We start from the raw sequence: 16,375 nt of genomic DNA, 5'->3' as shown, positions 1-16,375 counted from the left end.
GCCCGGGGCCCGTCAGATCTCGTCGTCCAGGCCCTGCTCGATCGCGTACCGGACCAGCTCCACCCGGTTGTGCAGCTGCAGCTTGCCCAGCGTGTTCTGCACGTGGTTCTGCACCGTGCGGTGCGACAGCACCAGCCGGTCGGCGATCTGGCGGTAGGACAGGCCCTTGGCCACCAGCCGCAGCACCTCCGTCTCCCGGGCGGTCAGCTGCGGGGCGGCCGGCGCCGAGGCGGGGGCCGGCTCGGCCGCCAGCCGGCGGAACTCGCCGAGCACCAGGCCGGCCAGGCCCGGGGTGAACACCGCGTCGCCGACGGCCGTGCGCCGCACCGCGTCCAGCAGCTCCTCCCGGCCGGCCGACTTCACCAGGTACCCGGTCGCGCCGGACTTCACCGCCTCCAGCACGTCCTGGTGCTCCCCGCTGGCCGACAGCACCAGCACCCGCACCGCCGGGTCCTGCGCGACCACCTGCCGGCACACCTCCGCGCCCGGCAGGCCGGGCAGGTTGAGGTCCAGCACGACGACCTGCGGCGAGCAGGCCCGGGCGCGGCGGACGGCCTCCTCGCCGTCACCCGCGGTGGCCACCACGTCCAGCCCGGCCTCGGCGAGGTCGCGCGAGACGGCGTCCCGCCACATCGGGTGGTCGTCCACCACCATCACCCGCACCGGCCGGCCGGTGGTCGGCTGATCGATCATCAGCTGCTGGTCGGTCATGGAGTGGCCTTCCTCGGGACGCGCAGTTCGACCTCGACGCCCTCCCCGGGCGCCGAGTACAGCTCGGCCGTACCGCCGAGGTCCAGCAGCCGACCGCGGATGGACTGGGAGACGCCCAGCCGGCCCGCCCGCTCCGCCTCACCGAGCCGGCCGGGGGCGAACCCGGGGCCGTCGTCGCGGATGCTGACCGTGACGGCCTCCGGCTCGTCCTCGACCAGGATCCAGGCCCGGGCCTGCTCACCGGCGTGCCGGCGGACGTTGTCCACGGCCGCGCCGACGGCCGCGGCGAGCTCGCCCGCGGCCGGGCCGGGCAGCAGCACCGGGGTGCCGGGGGCGGAGAGCGTGATCCGCTCGTCGCCGTACGGGCGCAGCAGCGCGGTGAGGTCGCGCGGCTCGGCGGCGTCCGGCTCCGGCAGGCGCTGGGCCGGGATCGGCCCGCCGGTCATCAGGGTCCGCAGCGCGCGCTCCTGCTCGCCGGCCAGCCGCCCCAGCTCGGCGAAGCCCGTACCGGCGCCGGCACCGGCGCCGCCCGTCCCGTCGCCCAGCTCCGCGCCGCGCCGCTGGACCAGGGCGAGCACCTGCAGCACGCCGTCGTGGATGTCCCGGGAGAGCCGCTCGCGCTCCCGGGTGGCCGCCTCGACCTGCAGCGCCCGGGTGAGCGTGGCCTCGCTGGCCCGGGCCAGCTCGATCACGTAGCCGATCGCACACCCGGCGACCAGCAGCAGCACGATGTTGTGGAGGTTGTCGCCGGTCGGCCCGCCGTGGCAGAGGATGTTGGCGGCGCCGATCACCGAGCCCGAGGCCGCCGCCGGGCGCCAGCCGCCCTTCGCGGCGCAGCCGAGGACCGTGCCGGCGGCCCAGATGGTCGGCAGGGTGGGCGCGCCGTGGCTGATCCGGCCCGGGGCGTCGGTCAGACCGCTCATCACGATCCCGGTGACCACGAGGGTGAGGTCCACGCCCAGGACGTACCAGGTGCAGCGCTGCGGGTTGGCGAAGGCCCGGGTGGTGGCGAGGGTCCAGAGGGTGAGCGCGCCGAGGAAGATCCAGCCGGCGACGGGGTGCAGGAAGTGCAGGTACGAGTTGACGTACCGCAGCAGCGCGTAGATCAGCGCCAGCACCCGGAAGTAGGAGATGGCCTTCCAGAGCGGGAGTTCGACGGACATGCCGCCGGCCGCCACCGTACCGCCCACCGCGCCGGCTCTGCCGACGTCCGTCATCCCGCCCCTCCCCTGGGCCCGGCGGGCCGTCAGGCCGAGCCGGTCTCCTTGTCCGCTTCGGCGGTCTTCTGCGCCTCGGCGGTCTTCTCGGCCTCAGCGGCCTTCTCCGCCTCGGCCGCGGCAGCCTTCTCGGCCTTCTCGGCTTCGGCGGCCTCCGCCTTCTCCGCCTTGGCCGCCGCCCGGCGCTCGGCGTCGGCCTTCTTCTTCTCGTCGGCGATCTGCCGCTTGGCGGCGGTCGCGTAGATGTCCACGTACTCCTGGCCGGAGAGCCGCATGATCTCGTACATCACCTCGTCCGTCACCGAACGGAGGATGAAGCGGTCGTTCTCCATGCCCTGGTAGCGGGAGAAGTCCAGCGGGCGGCCGATCCGGATGCCGGGGCGGATGCCGAAGTTGGGGACGACCTGGCCGGGCGGCTGCACCTTCTCGGTGTCGATCATGGCGACCGGGATCACCGGGGCGCCGGTGGCCAGCGCGACGCGGGCCAGGCCACCGACCTTGCCGCGGTACAGCTTGCCGTCGGGCGAGCGGGTGCCCTCGGGGTAGACGCCGAACAGCTCGCCCCGCTCCAGCACCGCGATGGCGCTGCGGATCGCGGCCTCGCCGGCGCCTCGCACGCCCGAGCGGTCCACCGGCAGCTGGCCGACGCCCTTGAAGAAGGCGGCGGTCAGCCGGCCCTTGAGGCCCGGGGTGTTGAAGTACTCGGCCTTCGCGATGAAGGTGACCCGGCGCTTGATCAGCGCGGGGAAGAAGAAGGAGTCCGAGAAGGACAGGTGGTTGCTCGCGATGATCGCCGCACCCTCGGTGGGGATGTTCTCCTCACCTTCGAGCCACGGCCGGAAGAAGATCCGAAGCAGTGGCGCGACGATCATCTTCATCAGTCGGTAGAACAAGCCGGGCCTCCTGTTATGCGGACCGCTAGATCCTAATGCCCCGTGGGCGTCGGCTGCGCCCGGCCCCGCCGAAGGGGGTGTACGGCCCGGCGCGGGGCGTGGGACGATGCGGATTCCCCGCAGCTCCCCCCTCCAGCGTCCCCTCCCCCAGCGCCACCTGCCCGCGAAGGAGCCCGCCATGCCGTTGCTGCCCGGTGCCGAACCGTACCGCCACCGCGGCGGACCGGTGGGAGTACTGCTCTGTCACGGCTTCACCGGCTCGCCGCAGTCGCTGCGGCCCTGGGCCGAGGACCTGGCCGCGGCCGGGTACACGGTGTCGCTGCCGCTGCTGCCGGGGCACGGCACCCGCTGGCAGGACATGCAGCTCACCCGTTGGGAGGACTGGTACGCCGAGGTCGAGCGGGAGCTGCTGACCCTCGCCGACGAGTGCGAGCAGGTGTTCGTCTTCGCGCTGTCGATGGGCGGCGCGCTGGCGCTGCGGCTCGCCGCGCTGCACGGCCCGACGGTGTCCGGGCTGGTGCTGGTCAACCCGTCGGTGCGCGCGGACACCCCCGCGAGTGTGCTGCTTCCGGTGCTGCGCCACCTCGTCCCGAGCGTGCCCGGGATCGTGAACGACATCGCCAAGGCCGGCTCCACCGAGGTCGGTTACCACCGGACGCCGCTGCACGCCGCCTGGTCCCTGAGCCGGCTGTGGCGGGAGGTCCAGCGACGCCTGCCGGAGGTGACCCAGCCGGTGCTGCTCTTCCACAGCCCGCAGGACCACGTCGTCTCGCCGGCCAACTCGGAACTGGTGCTGGCCCGGATATCCTCGACCGACGTGACGGAGCGGCTGTGCGGGCGCAGCTTCCACGTCGCGACGCTGGACCACGACGCGGCGGAAATATTCGCGGCCGGCCGGGACTTCATCCGACGGCTGGTTCCCGCACACGCGGCGGGCGCCACCCGGGTCGAATCCGACGATCACCATGGCTGAAGGGCCGGAAGTGCACGAGAGCAGCACGGCGGGCAGCGGGGACGAAGCTCCCCGCGAGGACGGCGCGACGACGGACGGCGGGGCGACGGGCGCCGCCGCCCCGGGCGGTGCGCCGACGGACCGTACCGGCGCGGGCGGCGCCGTGACGCCCCCGCCCGCGCAGAACGCCGCCGCCACCGACGCCGCCGCCGCCGGCGATGACATCGGCGACGACACCGGCGGTGCCGAGGCCCCCACCCCGCCGAAGGCCCCCGCCGAGCCCCGGCCGCGCCGCGCGCCCGAGCGCAGCCAGGCCGAACAGGACGAGATCTTCGCCGCCCTGATCGCCCAGTTCGACGACCCGGTCGACCTCAACAACCCCAACTGGCCGGAGGTCGAGAACCTCCGGGCCCAGAACGAGCTCAAGGGCGGCTACAAGGACGGCACCGGCGGCCACGGTGACCAGGACGACCTCGCCGACCTCGCCCCGCAGCCCCGCCCCCGCTCCGGCCGGCCGGTGCTGCCGGCCGCCGAATCGGGCCCGCGCGACTTCGAGCTGGCCGAGGAGACCGACGAGGGCCACTTCGTCCCGCCGGAGCCGCCTCCGCTGCCCGAGGCCGACGTGACCGCCAAGTTCGCCTGGCTCGCCGTGCTCGGCGGCCCGGCCCTGCTGCTGATCGACGCCACGGTCTGGCGGGAGATCTCCGGCTGGCCCGCCTGGGTCGGGATCACCGCCTTCCTCGGCGGCTTCGTCACCCTGGTGGCCCGGATGCGGGACCGCGACGAGGACGAGCCGGAGGACCCGGACCACGGCGCGGTCGTCTAGCGTTCCGGCGGTTCGGGGGCTTCGCGTTCCGGCAGTTCGAGGACGGCGAGCACCGGCAGGTGGTCGGTCGCGGCCCGGAGGTCGGCTTCGGTGACCCCGGGCAGCCCGTGCGGCACCCCGCAGCCCAGGACGGTGATCCCGGGCGTGGCGAACACGGCGTCGATCCGCTGGTAGGGGCGCTCCGGTACGGAGGTGAACTCGCCGCCCCAGGGAGCGGTCGGGTACCCGTCCTGCAGCCGGGAGGCCAGCAGCTGCCAGCCCGGGCCGTCCGGGTGCTCGTTGAAGTCCCCTGCCACGATGCCGTGTTCGGCGATCGCCAGCTGCTCCGGCAGCAGTTCGAACTGCCCGTACCGCTCCTCGGGATCCAGGCTGAGGTGGCAGCTGGTGACGGTGAACGGCGCCGCGCCCGGCACCCGCAGCAGTGCGGTGGCGAAGCCCCGGGCGTGCAGGCCGCGGGTCTTGGGCAGCAGCCGGTCGTGCACCCCCAGCACCTCCACCGCGCCGGGCCGGCCGAGCAGCAGCGGACCGGCCGCGGTCCGGCCGCCGCCGGCCAGGACGGCCGTCCCGGTGCTCCGGGCCAGCCACCGGGCCTGGCCCTTGGGCCGCCAGTAGCGCGGTGACTCCTGGATGCAGACCAGGTCGGGAGCGCAGGCCCGGACCACCCGGGCCAGCGCCCGCCGGTCGTCGCGCAGCGAACGGATGTTGTAGCTGAGCAGCCGCAGCCGGCGCGGTCCGGACGGCGGCGGTTCGAGGGGCGCGGCAGTGGCGGCGGTCACGGCGGTCGCGTTCGCGGTGCTGCTGGTCGCGGCGGTCACGGGTCCGGCGGTCATGGGTCCGACCGTACGCGGCGGTCCCGGGACGTGCGACGGCGGCGGTGCGTCCGGGAGCGGTCGGGGCCCGGTCGCACCGCCGCCGGCGGGCTGGGAGGGGTCACACAGCTGGGGTGAGGGGCAGGGCGGGTCAGGGCACCCGGGCCAGGTCCGCCGCACCGACGATGCCGGCGGCGGAGCCCATCGAGGCCAGGACGACCTCGGCGCGCGGGCGGTGCACACCGCCGGTCAGGTAGTGCTCGAAGGCCTTGGCGACCGGGTCGAGCAGCAGGCGGCCGGAGTCGGAGACGCCGCCTCCGAGCACGAAGACGCCCGGGTCGAACAGCGCGGCGAGGTCGGCCATGCCGCGGCCGAGCCAGTCGGCCAGCTCCGCGTAGCACTCCAGGGCCAGCGGATCGCCCTCCTCGGCGGCCTGGGTGATGTGGATGCCGCGGATGGTCTCGGCGACGCCGTCGTTGAGCTCCAGCATCCGGCGGCCGCGCACCGGGTCGGCGGCGGACTTCTCCCGGCCGTAGCGGCGCAGCGCGCGCCCGGAGCCGTACTGCTCCCAGCAGCCCTTGCCGCCGCAGCCGCAGGTCAGGCCGTCCGGGACCATGTTGAGGTGGCCGATCTCGCCGGCCACGCCGAAGCGGCCGCGGTGCAGGCGGCCGTCGAGCACGATGCCGCCGCCGATGCCGGTGCCGACGGTGATCAGCACCATGTCCTGGTGGTCGGCGGCCGCGCCGAAGCGGAACTCGGCCCAGGCGGCGCAGTTGGCGTCGTTCTCGACCACGGTGTCCAGGCCGGTGAGCTCCTCGACCCGGCCGCGCAGCGGCTCGTTCTCCCAGTCGATGTTGGGGGCGAAGATCACCGTCGAGCGGTTGCTGTCGACGAAGCCGGGTGCTCCGACGCCGACCGCGGTGACGCCGGGGTGCTGCTCCTTGAGCTCGCGCACGGCCTGCGCGATGGCGTCGACCGCCCACTGCGGGTCGGCCGGGGTGGGCACCCTGGTCCGGGCCAGGATCGCGCCCGCCTCGTCGACCACGCCTGCCGCGATCTTGGTCCCGCCGACATCGACGCCGATGGTCAGAGCCATGTGTCCCTCAGCTATTCACTCGTTCCCGCTGGACGGAACGGTACCGCCCAACCCTGCCCCCGTACACAGCCTCGCATACATTAACCGAAGACAATTCTGGGATAACCGGGCCAGGACACTTCAAAAGTCTTATCTAATCTCCTTCTTCGTGACGTACGAGAGCAACGCGGTCACGCTCCGGAAGTTACGGTTTCACTGCTTGGCGGACGGCTCGTCAGTCCCCTCAGGCCCGTCCGGCCCATCTGGCCCCTCAGGCCCGTCGAGGTCGATCTTCTCGGCGGCCGCGCCCTGCCCCGCGGTCCAGCGACTCTCGTGCCCGGCCACGGCGGCGCGGTAGGCGGCCAGCAGTTCGGCACCCGCGGCGGCGATCCCGGAGCCGGCGGCGGTGAGGTGGGTGTACACCTCCGGCTGCTGGGTGCGCAGGCGGTCGGCCAGGCCGGAGAGGGCGATCAGGGTGGTGGCGCTCGCCTCCTGGGCCTTCTCGCCGAGCGCGCCCGCGAACCGGCGCACCTCGTCCACCAGCGGACCCAGCTCCGGCCCGAACGGGTGACCGTCGACGGGCTCCGTACGGCCGTCAGTCCGATCACCGGTGCGGTCGTCGACGGGCTCGGTGCGGTCGTCGGTGCTGGTCATCGCGGGCGCCTCCTCAGCCGTGGCCGCACCCCGCGGCCCTCCGGCCCGACGCTACCCGACCGGCCGCAGCACCCGGAACGGCCGAACGGCCCGTCAGCCCTGTGGCCAGAGCGAAGGGTCGGGTGCGAACCGCACCGAGAGCACCCCGTCGAGCAGCCCCGCACCGGCGACCGTGCAGCGGCGCAGCGCGGAGGGCAGGGTGAGCACCCTGCGATGGGTGCCGAGTCCGACCACCAGGTCGTCGCCCCGGCGGACCAGGTCCAGTTCGGCCCGATCGGCGCCGGGCAGGTCGAGGTGCCAGACCAGCAGGCCGTCCTCGGCGAGCCGGTCCTCGACCGTCCACGGCGCAGGGGCCAGGCGCTCGGGCCCGGGGCCGTCCCCGTACAGGCGGTCGGCGACGGCCTCCAGGGTGGCGTCGGCCAGGCCGGTGGCCAGCACGGGGGCGTCGGTCCCGGCGGCGAGCCCGGCCAGCTCCTCCGCCCGGCGGCGGGCCAGCGCGGCCAGCCAGGGGTCGGGCGAGGAGGCGGCGGCCTCGGGCAGCACGCCGTGCACGACCACGGCGTCCGGCCGGTGCCCGTACAGCGCGAGTCCGGCCCGGATCCGGCGCAGCTCCGGGTACGGGTGGCCGTCGGCGGGGACGACCAGGCGGACGCTGGTGCCGGGGTCGGTGATCGCGGCGGCGGACTCGGCGAGCGCCGCGGCGGCCTTGGCCCGCCCCTCGTACAGCCAGTCGGCGGGCATCGGGACGCCGGCCAACCCGGCCAGCAGCGGGCGCAGCGCCCGGGCGGCCTGCCGCTGCTCGGGGACGAGGCGGTCCAGGTAGCGCGCCAGTTGCTCGGGCAGGGCGAGGGTGGCGATCAGCTCGGCGGGCGGCGGGGCGAGCACGACCAGGACGTCCTGGTCGGCGGCGGGCAGGGCGCGCAGCAGGGCGAGCCGGGCGATGCCGGGGAGGGCGGTGAGCTCCTCGGGGTCGAGCTGTTCGGCGCCGAGCAGGTCGAGGGCGGGCTTGAGCCGGCCGGTGAGCTCGCCGACGGCGTAGCGGAAGGCTGCCTGCTCGTCGATCCGGGAGACGGTCAGACCCGGGGCGTACCGGAGGGGTTCGGGCTCCAGGCGGCTGCCCAGGACGGAGTCCAGCGCGCGGTGCGGGTCGTCGGCCGCCAGCAGCCAGGTGCGGTGGCCGCGCCGGGCGGCGTGCAGGGCGGTGGCCGCGGCCACCGCGGGTGCGCCCGCGTCGCCGCTGACCAGGATGGTGCGTGTCGCCGTCATGCCGTTCGGGTCCCGTTCCGCCGCGTCAGTCCTCGACGCGCTTCTTCAGCCCGCTCAGGGCGCGGTCGATGATGACCTTCTCGGCCTTGCGCTTGATCATGCCGAGCATCGGGATCTTGACGTCCACGGCGAGCTGGTAGGTGACCTCGGTCCGGCCGCCGGACAGTGCGGTGAGGGTGTACGAGCCGTCCAGGGAGCGGAGCATCTGACTGCGGACGAGGGTCCAGCCGACCTCGCGGTCGCCGTCCCAGGTGTACGCGAGGACGTGCTCGTCGCGGATCGCGCCGGCGTCGAGCAGCAGCCGGACCTGGGTGGCGCGGCCGTCCTCGCCGGTCTCCAGGACCTCGATCTCCTTGACCTCACCGGTCCAGGCCGGGTAGGCGGCGAAGTCGGCGATCACGGCCATGACCGTGGCCGGGGTCGCCTCGATGGTGATGCTCGACCTGGTGTGCTCCGCCATGGAATGGCCCTCCGCGTCGTCCCTCTGCCTGCCGGTCCGGCCGCCGCGCGCTCGGCCCGGTCCGCCCGGAGCAGGCTATCGCGCCCGCCCCTCCCCACCTAAGGCGCGGGCTCTCCCCACTCAGGGCGCGGGCTGCCCCCGCCCCGCCCGGAGCGCCGACCGTCGGCACCGGGCCGGAGCGCCCCGGACGCGAGCGGGCGAGTCCCCGCCCCGAGCCGAAGGGGCGCGCCGGTGCCGAAAGGGAGAAGCGAGGGAGCGAAGCGAGGGAGCGCCGACCGTCGGCACCGGGTCGGAGCGCCCCGGAGGCGAGCGGGCGAGTACCACCCACCGGGCTACCGACGGGTCACCGCGGCACTGCCGTAGGGTGCCATTCGAACGACCCGGTCACGGCCTGGTCGGACCCGGCCCGGGTGTGACACTTCGAACACCGGGGCCGACCCCCCTGGTCGAAGCCGCCTACCGGGCAGTAACGTCCTGCCGTCCCGCAGCGTCGCGAACGAGGAGCAGTCTTGCTCGACTTCAGCCTTCCGGCCCTCTACCAGGTACCGAGCGGCGGTAACCTCTCCGACCTCGTGCACCAGAACGCCGAGCGGCACCCGGACGTCGTGGTGCTCAGCCGCAAGGTGGACGGCCAGTGGCAGGAGTTGACCGCCGCCCAGTTCCTGGTCGAGGTGCGGGCCGCCGCCAAGGGCCTGGTCGCGGCCGGCATCGGCCCCGGCGACCGAGTGGGCATCATGTCCCGGACCCGCTACGAGTGGACGCTGCTGGACTTCGCGATCTGGTCGGCCGGGGCGATCACCGTGCCGGTGTACGAGACCTCCTCCCCCGAGCAGGTCGAGTGGATCCTCGGCGACTCCGGCGCGGTGGCCGTGCTCACCGAGACCGGCAGGCACGCCGAGGTGGTCGAGCAGGTCCGCGAGCGGCTGCCGGAGCTGAAGCACACCTGGCAGATCGAGGCCGGCGCCCTGGCCGCGCTGGCCGAGGCGGGGCAGCAGGTCCCCGACGCGACCGTCGACGAGCGCCGCTCGACGGCGGCGGCCGACTCGATCGCCACCATCGTCTACACCTCGGGCACCACCGGCCGCCCCAAGGGCTGCCAGCTGACCCACGGCAACTTCCTCGCCGAGCTCGGCAACGTGACGGCCCGGATGGAGTCGCTGTTCCGGACCGGCGAGGGCTCCGTCCTGCTGTTCCTCCCGCTCGCGCACGTGCTCGGCCGGATCGCCGAGATCGCCGCCGCGATCGCCCCGATCAAGCTCGGCCACGTCTCGGACGTCAAGGACGTCACGGCCGAGCTCGCCTCGTTCCGGCCGACGCTGATCCTGGGCGTGCCCAGAGTCTTCGAGAAGGTCTACAACACCGCCCGTGCCAAGGCCCAGGCCGACGGCAAGGGCAAGATCTTCGACAAGGCCGCCGAGACGGCGATCGCCTACAGCCGGGCCCTGGACGCCGGCGGCGCGGGCCTGGTCCTGCGGATCAAGCACGCGGTCTTCGACAAGCTGGTCTACAGCAAGCTGCGCGCCGCCCTCGGCGGCCGGGCCACCCACGCGATCTCCGGCGGCGCCCCGCTCGGCGAGCGCCTGGGCCACTTCTACCGGGGCATCGGCTTCACCGTCCTGGAGGGCTACGGCCTGACGGAGACCTGCGCGGCCACCGCCTTCAACCCGCACGACAAGCCGAAGATCGGCACCGTCGGCCAGCCGCTGCCCGGCTCGGCCGTGCGGATCGCCGAGGACGGCGAGGTGCTGCTGAAGGGCCCGCAGATCTTCACCGGCTACTGGAACAACCCGCAGGCCACCGCGGACGCCCTGCAGGACGGCTGGTTCGCCACCGGTGACCTCGGCTCGCTGGACTCCGAGGGCTACCTGACCATCACCGGCCGCAAGAAGGAGATCATCGTCACCGCCGGCGGCAAGAACGTCGCCCCGGCCGTGATCGAGGACCGGATCCGGGCCCACGCCCTGGTCGGCGAGGTCATGGTGGTCGGCGACCGCAAGCCCTTCGTCGCCTGCCTGATCACCATCGACCCGGACTTCTTCCCCAAGTGGAAGGAGCTCAACGGCAAGTCCGCCGACGCCACCATCGCCGACCTCGCCCAGGACCCGGAGCTGCTGGCCGCCCTGCAGTCCGCGGTGGACGACGGCAACGCGGCCGTCTCGCACGCCGAGGCGGTCAAGAAGTTCCGCCTCCTGGACGTCGAGTTCTCCGAGGACAACGGCTACCTGACGCCCTCGCTCAAGCTGAAGCGCAACGTCGTGCTGAAGGACTTCGCCGCCGACATCGAGGCGCTGTACCAGAAGTAGCGGCCCCGTACGGAAGCAACCGCAAGGGCCCCGTCTCCCGGAGGAGGCGGGGCCCGCGCGCGTCAGCCCGCCAGCAGCGAGGTCAGCCGCCCGGCCAGCAGGTCCCAGCGCCAGGAGCGCTCCACCCACCGCCGCCCGGCCTCGCCCAGGCGCCGGCGCAGCTCCTCGTCGCGCAGCAGCCGGACGATCCGCTCGGCGGCCGCCGCGGCCGAGCCGCCGGGCACCACGTACCCGGTCTCGCCCTCCAGCACCGCGTCCGGTGCGCCGCCGGAGTCGCCCGCGACCACCGGCAGGCCGGTCGCCGAGGCCTCCAGGTAGACGATGCCCAGGCCCTCGACGTCCAGCCCCCCGCGCCTGGTGCGGCAGGGCATCGCGAAGACGTCCCCGGCCCCGTAGTGGGCGGGCAGCTCCTCCCACGGCACCGAGCCGGTGAACCGCACGGAGTCCCGTACGCCCTTGGCGTCCGCCAGCTTCTCCAGGTCCGCCCGGTACGGGCCGCCGCCGACGATCAGCAGCACCGCGTCCGGCACGTCGGCGAGGATCTGCGGCATCGCCTCGATGAGGGTGTCCTGGCCCTTGCGCGGCACCAGCCGGGAGACGCAGACCACCACCGGCCGGTCCGCCAGCCCGAGCCGGCGGCGGACCTCGGCGCCCCCGGACTCCGGGTGGAAGGTCGTCTCGTCCACGCCCGGCGGCAGCTGCACCATCCGGGCCGCGGCCTGCGGCCCGACCGCGGCGGCGATCCGCGAGCGGGTGTACTCGCCCAGGTAGGTCAGCACGTCGGTGCCCGCGCCGATCCGGCGCAGCAGCTGGCGGGAGACGGGCAGCTGGGCCCAGGCGGCCTCGTGCCCGTGGGTCATGCCGAGCAGCCGCCCGGCGCCGGCCCTGCGCAGCGCGGGCGCCATCAGGCCGAGCGGGGCCGCGGCGCCGAACCAGACCGAGTCGCACTGCTCGGCGCGCAGGATCTCGGCGGCCCGCCGGGTGACCCGGGGTGTGGGAACCATCACCTTCGTCCGGTCCCGGATCACCGGGAACGGCTGCTCGGCGTCGAAGCGCCGCACCTCGCTGCCGTCCCGCCAGGTCGAGGCGTACACGACGACGCTTCCTGCGGGCTGACGGACGGCCATGTTGTGCACGAAGGCCTGGATGCCCCCCGGGCGGGGCGGGAAGTCATTGGTGACGATCAAGGTTCTGTGCATCTGGCCATGGCTCGCTCGGTCGGGGGGTGCTCGGCGCACCGCTGGGTGATCCGTACGATAGGTCAACACCATGACCCGCCGGGAACGGAACCGCGTACGGCAACCGTTTGACCGCCGGGTCAGTCCTAGTAGGTGGGTCCGGAGACCGGCCCCAGGGCCGTCGTCCGGGACGCGGCCCGGGCGTCCGTCAGTTCGACGCCTGGTGAGGACGTCCGCGACGAACGAGGGAGCGCAGTGGAATTGGCCCCGGCCACCGAGTCCGGTTCTCCGCGCGGCCGCCTCGGCCGCCCGCTCGGGGCGCTCGCCGCGCTCGGCGCGACCTGGGTGGCCACCCGGACCGTGCTGGTGCTGCTGATCACCGGCGTCCTGAAGTCGCCCGGCGGCGACGTCACGGCCGACGTGTGGATGATCTACCACGCCTGGTACGGCGTGCTGCAGACCGGCACCTTCCCGTTCGACGACGTGACCTGGCAGTACCCGCCGGGCGCCGCCCTGGTGATCCTGCTGCCGGGGCTGCTGCCCTGGTCGTACCTGGTCTCGTTCTGGGTGATCTGCGGGATCGCCGACGCCGCCGCGCTCGCGCTGCTGGTCCGCACGGGGCTGCGCCGGGGCCGGGCCCTGACCGGCGCCTGGCTGTGGGTGGTGGCCGTCCCGCTGCTCGGCCCGATGATCTACAACCGCTTCGACATCATCGTCACCGCGGTCGCCCTGGCCGGCCTGCTCGCGCTGATCCGGCGCCCGGCGGTCGGCGGGCTGCTGCTGGGTCTGGGCGGCATCGTCAAGGTCTGGCCGCTGCTCGGGCTGATCGGCACCCCGTCCGGACGCCGTACCCGCCGTTCCTGGACGCTGGCGGGGGCCACCGCCGTCTCGGTCGGGTTCCTGCTCGCGGCGGGGATGAACGGCGCCTTCGACTTCCTGGCCTTCCAGAAGGACCGCGGCATCGAGGTGGAGTCGGTCGGCGCGCTGCCGCTGCACTTCGCCCGGATCGCCGGGGGCTGGGGCGGCCGGGTCACCATGAACTACGGCTCCCCCGAGATGCTCGGGCCGTGGGTCACCGTGATCAGCAAGGTGATGATGGCCGGCACCGTGCTCGGCTTCCTCTGGCTGCTGCTGTGGCGCTTCACCTCCAAGCGCCGCAACGCGGCCACCATGTACGACGCGGCGCTGTGCGCGCTGCTGATCTTCGTGGTGACCAGCCGGGTGATCAGCCCGCAGTACCTGGTCTGGCTGGTCGGCGTCGCGGCGGTCTGCCTGACCGTGCGCGGCACCAGCCAGCGGCCGGTGGCCCTGCTGATCCTGGTCGCCTGCCCGCTGACGCTGGTCGAGTTCCCGACCATGTTCACCCAGGTCCTGGCCAGCGAGCCCGGCGCGATCACCGTGCTGGCCCTGCGCAACCTGCTGCTGGTGGCCGCCACCGTGCTGTCCTGCATCCGGCTCTGGCGCTCCACCCGCGGCGAGGCGCCGCTGCCGCCGACCGTGGTGCTGGACCGCGAGCCCGCCGCGCTGCCGGCCGGCTCCGGCTACCCGGTGCGCCCGGGCATCGCGTACGAGCAGGACCTGCTGGACGGCATCGACCACCCGGGCGCCCCGGCCGAGCAGCGGCGCTGACCGGCCCTTCGACGTCTCAGGCCTTCAGCGCCGCCACCGCGTCCAGCCAGAGCCGGGTGAACTCAGCCAAACCGACGCCCAGTTCGGCGCGCAGCAGCCGGTCCGTACGGCGGTCCCGGTCCTCGCCCTGCCCGTCGCCCGCGCCGACGGCCCGGTAGAAGCCGACCAGCCGCTGCGGCCCGTAGCGGCGGGCGATCAGCTCGCAGGCCAGCCAGGACTGTTCGTAGGCCTGGGCGATGCCGGTGGCGCCGGCGGCGAAGTCCCGGTCGGCGGGCAGTTCGGTGGGCAGCCGCCCGGCGGTGACGTCCCGGGCCAGCTCGGGGGCGATCTGCCGCGGGGTGCGGCCGGAGTCCCGGTAGGCGGTCCAGTCGGCGACGCCCTCGGAGAGCCACAGCGGGGTCCAGGCCCGGGTGTCGGCCCTGGTCGCGACGTGCGTGGCCTCGTGGGTGACGACCACCTGCCGACCGAAGTCGCTGAGCCGCCCGTACGCCTCCGGGTTGACCAGCACCCGGTCCGCCGGGGTGTGCGAGGGCGCGCCGGGGGCGGCCACGGTGACCGCCGCCATGCCCGCCCAGGCCGCCGGGTCGCCCTCCAGCAGCCGGGCGAACTGCGCCTCGGTGGCGGACAGTTCGAACAGCAGTCGGCCGGGCCAGGCATCGCCCCAGACCGCGGTGACGGCGGGTACCGCGCGGTCCCCCACCGCGGCCAGCCCGGCCGGGTCGGGTCCGTCGGCCAGGCCGAGCACCAGGCAGTGCGCGCCCGGCGCCGACCGCGTGGCGCCGAGGTCCCAGAGCGCGGGCGGCCCGCCCGTGCCCTCCTCGTGCTCGACCCGCCAGCCGTCCCCGGCCCGGACCAGCTCGATCCGGCGCGGGTACACCACCGGGTGGTCGTCGTACCCGGCGATCCGCACCGCCAGGTCGGCGGCGGCGGTCAGCCGGTCCGGCGGCCCGGCCGCGGCGAGCACCAGGTTGCGGTACGAGGCCTCGGCGACCGGCAGCCCGGTCCGGGCCGGCAGCGAGCGCGCCCGCTCCGCCAGCACCGAGGCGACCGCGCCGCGCAGGTCGCCCCGCAGGCCGGCCGCCTGCCGGGCGGGCGCCGCCGCCGGAGCCGCGGGCGGCAGCGACAGCTGGAGCAGCCCGCCGGCCGCGAGCAGCAGCGCACCGCGCCGGGACAGCGCCCGGCGCGGTATGTGGGCGGGGTCGTGGCCGGCGGGGCCGGACGGCGACGCGCTCAGAGCCGGACCACCCCCGCGACCGGCATGGCGTTGACGCTCTCGTAACGGACCCTGGCGCCCGGGTAGGGGGCGTGGACGATGACACCGCCGCCGGCGTACATGCCGACGTGGTGCATGTCCCGGTAGAAGATCACCAGGTCTCCCGGTCGCGCGTCGGAGAGGTTGACCCGCTGCCCGGCGGACGCCTGGGCCTGCGAGGTCCGCGGCAGGGTCACTCCGGCCTGCCGCCAGCTGTAGTACATCAGACCGGAACAGTCGAACGCGCGGGGCCCAGTGGCCCCGTAGACGTACGGCGCACCGATCATCCGCACCGCGGCGGCCAGCGCGGCGGCCCCGCGCTCGGAGGCGGGCGGGGTGGTGCCCAGGTCCAGCCGGTCGGTGCCCCGGGTGGCGCGCTGCTCGGCGTCCCGGGCGTCCTGGGCGGTCAACCTGGCCCGCTCGACGGCGCCCAGGCCGTTGAGCAGCTTCTGCGCCGCGGCCAGCCGCTGCTGGATCTGCTGCTTGCTGTCGGCGAGCGAGCGGCGGGTCTCGTCCAGCTCGGCGAGCTTGCCGGCCGCCTCGGTGCGGCGCTGGTCGAGCCGGCGCTGGCGGGTCACCAGCTCGTGCAGGGCCTCCTGCTGCCGCTCGGCGGCCTGGCCGAGGGTACGGGCGCGGGCGAGGTAGTCCTCCGGGTCGGGCGAGAGCATCAGCTGGGCGGTCTGGTTCATCCCGCCACCGCGGTACTCGGCCCCGGCGACGGTCGCCAGGTCGCCGCGCAGCTCGTTGAGCTGGTCCTGGGCGACGGCGATCTCGCCCTGCAGGGTCGTGGTCTCGCCCTGGAGCCTGCGCTGGGCCTCCTGCGCGGCGTTGTACTTCTCCGACGCCTGCTCGGCCTCGTCGTAGAGCTGCTCCACCTGCGCCTTGACGTCCTTGCGGTCGGCCGGGTCCGGGGTGCCGGGGGCGGCCTGGGCGCTGCCGCTGGTCGCGACACCCAGCGCGGTGGTGGCGGCCGCCGTCAGCACCAGCGCACGGGCGAGCAGTTGGGAACGGCGGTGCACGGGCATGGCGGCAGCAGCTCCAATCCTGCGGTTCGGCCCCGCCGCCGCACTGCGGGCGGCCGTCGAGCGGGAGTCCGGTGGCAGACGTTAGCGAGTCCGGGCAAGCGAGTCCAAACCCCTCCCGACCCGAA

General features: G+C 74.6%; 15 protein-coding genes. 4 read left to right on the top strand and 11 right to left on the bottom strand.

The features are described from left to right. Nucleotides 1-12: 12 nt before the first annotated feature. The 3 genes from BX285_RS13890 to BX285_RS13880 are packed head-to-tail and all read right to left on the bottom strand — an operon-like array spanning nucleotide 13 to nucleotide 2,806. Complete coding sequence (locus tag BX285_RS13890) at nucleotides 13-711, bottom strand: response regulator transcription factor (protein WP_257032822.1); 699 nt, start codon at nucleotides 709-711, stop codon at nucleotides 13-15. Further along, complete coding sequence (gene macS, locus BX285_RS13885; RefSeq protein ID WP_257032821.1) at nucleotides 708-1,928, bottom strand: MacS family sensor histidine kinase; 1,221 nt, start codon at nucleotides 1,926-1,928, stop codon at nucleotides 708-710. Before macS ends, BX285_RS13890 begins: the two co-directional genes overlap by 4 nt. Nucleotides 1,929-1,957: 29 nt before the next feature. Then, nucleotides 1,958-2,806 carry a 1-acyl-sn-glycerol-3-phosphate acyltransferase gene (locus BX285_RS13880; RefSeq protein ID WP_121177499.1) on the bottom strand — a complete coding sequence of 283 codons (849 nt, stop codon included), beginning with the start codon at nucleotides 2,804-2,806 and terminating at the stop codon, nucleotides 1,958-1,960. Between the two features lie 193 nt (nucleotides 2,807-2,999). Here BX285_RS13880 and BX285_RS13875 point away from each other — a divergent pair, with 193 nt between their 5' ends. After that, the gene (locus BX285_RS13875; RefSeq protein WP_097238249.1) at nucleotides 3,000-3,794 is read left to right on the top strand and encodes a carboxylesterase; all 795 of its coding nucleotides are present in this window, start codon (nucleotides 3,000-3,002) and stop codon (nucleotides 3,792-3,794) included. Nucleotides 3,795-3,804: 10 nt separating this feature from the next. Beyond that, nucleotides 3,805-4,599, top strand: coding sequence for a hypothetical protein (locus BX285_RS39210; RefSeq protein ID WP_310794205.1), 795 nt, complete (start codon nucleotides 3,805-3,807; stop codon nucleotides 4,597-4,599). Here the strand turns inward: BX285_RS39210 and BX285_RS13865 are convergent. The 5 genes from BX285_RS13865 to BX285_RS13845 form a co-directional block, all read right to left on the bottom strand. Further along, nucleotides 4,596-5,429 carry an endonuclease/exonuclease/phosphatase family protein gene (locus BX285_RS13865; protein ID WP_121175293.1) on the bottom strand — a complete coding sequence of 278 codons (834 nt, stop codon included), beginning with the start codon at nucleotides 5,427-5,429 and terminating at the stop codon, nucleotides 4,596-4,598. The two genes, BX285_RS39210 and BX285_RS13865, sit on opposite strands and share 4 nt — an antisense overlap. 130 nt (nucleotides 5,430-5,559) lie before the next feature. Next, nucleotides 5,560-6,504, bottom strand: a complete 945-nt coding sequence (locus BX285_RS13860; RefSeq protein WP_097238248.1) for an ROK family glucokinase — start codon at nucleotides 6,502-6,504, stop codon at nucleotides 5,560-5,562. Between the two features lie 192 nt (nucleotides 6,505-6,696). Continuing rightward, on the bottom strand, nucleotides 6,697-7,137 hold the full coding sequence (locus BX285_RS38350; RefSeq protein ID WP_121175292.1) for a DUF5304 family protein: 441 nt from the start codon (nucleotides 7,135-7,137) through the stop codon (nucleotides 6,697-6,699). A 93-nt stretch (nucleotides 7,138-7,230) separates the two neighbouring features. After that, nucleotides 7,231-8,403: an ArsA family ATPase gene (locus BX285_RS13850; protein WP_121175291.1), complete on the bottom strand. Its 1,173-nt coding sequence runs from the start codon at nucleotides 8,401-8,403 to the stop codon at nucleotides 7,231-7,233. 25 nt (nucleotides 8,404-8,428) lie between these two features. Continuing rightward, nucleotides 8,429-8,863 (bottom strand): SRPBCC family protein, encoded by a 435-nt coding sequence (locus BX285_RS13845; RefSeq protein ID WP_097238245.1) that lies wholly within the window; start codon nucleotides 8,861-8,863, stop codon nucleotides 8,429-8,431. A 509-nt stretch (nucleotides 8,864-9,372) separates the two neighbouring features. Here BX285_RS13845 and BX285_RS13840 point away from each other — a divergent pair. Continuing rightward, the gene (locus tag BX285_RS13840; RefSeq protein WP_097238244.1) at nucleotides 9,373-11,166 is read left to right on the top strand and encodes a long-chain fatty acid--CoA ligase; all 1,794 of its coding nucleotides are present in this window, start codon (nucleotides 9,373-9,375) and stop codon (nucleotides 11,164-11,166) included. A 62-nt stretch (nucleotides 11,167-11,228) separates the two neighbouring features. Here the strand turns inward: BX285_RS13840 and BX285_RS13835 are convergent, their stop codons facing one another. Beyond that, a complete protein-coding gene (locus BX285_RS13835) occupies nucleotides 11,229-12,365 on the bottom strand; it encodes a glycosyltransferase family 4 protein (RefSeq protein ID WP_097238243.1) in 1,137 nt (378 codons plus the stop codon). 234 nt (nucleotides 12,366-12,599) lie between these two features. On the opposite strand from BX285_RS13835, the gene BX285_RS13830 reads away from it, so the two are divergent. Next, the gene (locus BX285_RS13830) at nucleotides 12,600-13,973 is read left to right on the top strand and encodes a glycosyltransferase 87 family protein (RefSeq protein WP_097238242.1); all 1,374 of its coding nucleotides are present in this window, start codon (nucleotides 12,600-12,602) and stop codon (nucleotides 13,971-13,973) included. A gap of 16 nt (nucleotides 13,974-13,989) precedes the next feature. Here the strand turns inward: BX285_RS13830 and BX285_RS13825 are convergent, their stop codons facing one another. Continuing rightward, complete coding sequence (locus tag BX285_RS13825) at nucleotides 13,990-15,012, bottom strand: hypothetical protein (protein ID WP_121175290.1); 1,023 nt, start codon at nucleotides 15,010-15,012, stop codon at nucleotides 13,990-13,992. A 191-nt stretch (nucleotides 15,013-15,203) separates the two neighbouring features. Beyond that, a complete protein-coding gene (locus BX285_RS13820; protein WP_097238240.1) occupies nucleotides 15,204-16,250 on the bottom strand; it encodes a C40 family peptidase in 1,047 nt (348 codons plus the stop codon). Between the last annotated feature and the right edge of the window lie 125 nt (nucleotides 16,251-16,375).

Source organism: Streptomyces sp. 1114.5, assembly GCF_003635085.1.
GTDB lineage: Bacteria > Actinomycetota > Actinomycetes > Streptomycetales > Streptomycetaceae > Kitasatospora.
Note: the sequence above shows the minus strand (reverse complement) of the source record. Positions and strands in the feature narration are given on the sequence as shown.

What these genes read in the sequence shown, in the direction of transcription:
- BX285_RS13890 (WP_257032822.1), bottom strand. Translation starts at nt 711, where the DNA reads ATGACCGACCAGCAGCTGATGATCGATCAGCCGACCACCGGCCGGCCG.
- macS (WP_257032821.1), bottom strand. Translation starts at nt 1,928, where the DNA reads ATGACGGACGTCGGCAGAGCCGGCGCGGTGGGCGGTACGGTGGCGGCC.
- BX285_RS13880 (WP_121177499.1), bottom strand. Translation starts at nt 2,806, where the DNA reads ATGAAGATGATCGTCGCGCCACTGCTTCGGATCTTCTTCCGGCCGTGG.
- BX285_RS13875 (WP_097238249.1), top strand. Translation starts at nt 3,000, where the DNA reads ATGCCGTTGCTGCCCGGTGCCGAACCGTACCGCCACCGCGGCGGACCG.
- BX285_RS13865 (WP_121175293.1), bottom strand. Translation starts at nt 5,429, where the DNA reads ATGACCGCCGGACCCGTGACCGCCGCGACCAGCAGCACCGCGAACGCG.
- BX285_RS13860 (WP_097238248.1), bottom strand. Translation starts at nt 6,504, where the DNA reads ATGGCTCTGACCATCGGCGTCGATGTCGGCGGGACCAAGATCGCGGCA.
- BX285_RS38350 (WP_121175292.1), bottom strand. Translation starts at nt 7,137, where the DNA reads ATGACCAGCACCGACGACCGCACCGAGCCCGTCGACGACCGCACCGGT.
- BX285_RS13850 (WP_121175291.1), bottom strand. Translation starts at nt 8,403, where the DNA reads ATGACGGCGACACGCACCATCCTGGTCAGCGGCGACGCGGGCGCACCC.
- BX285_RS13845 (WP_097238245.1), bottom strand. Translation starts at nt 8,863, where the DNA reads ATGGCGGAGCACACCAGGTCGAGCATCACCATCGAGGCGACCCCGGCC.
- BX285_RS13835 (WP_097238243.1), bottom strand. Translation starts at nt 12,365, where the DNA reads ATGCACAGAACCTTGATCGTCACCAATGACTTCCCGCCCCGCCCGGGG.
- BX285_RS13820 (WP_097238240.1), bottom strand. Translation starts at nt 16,250, where the DNA reads ATGCCCGTGCACCGCCGTTCCCAACTGCTCGCCCGTGCGCTGGTGCTG.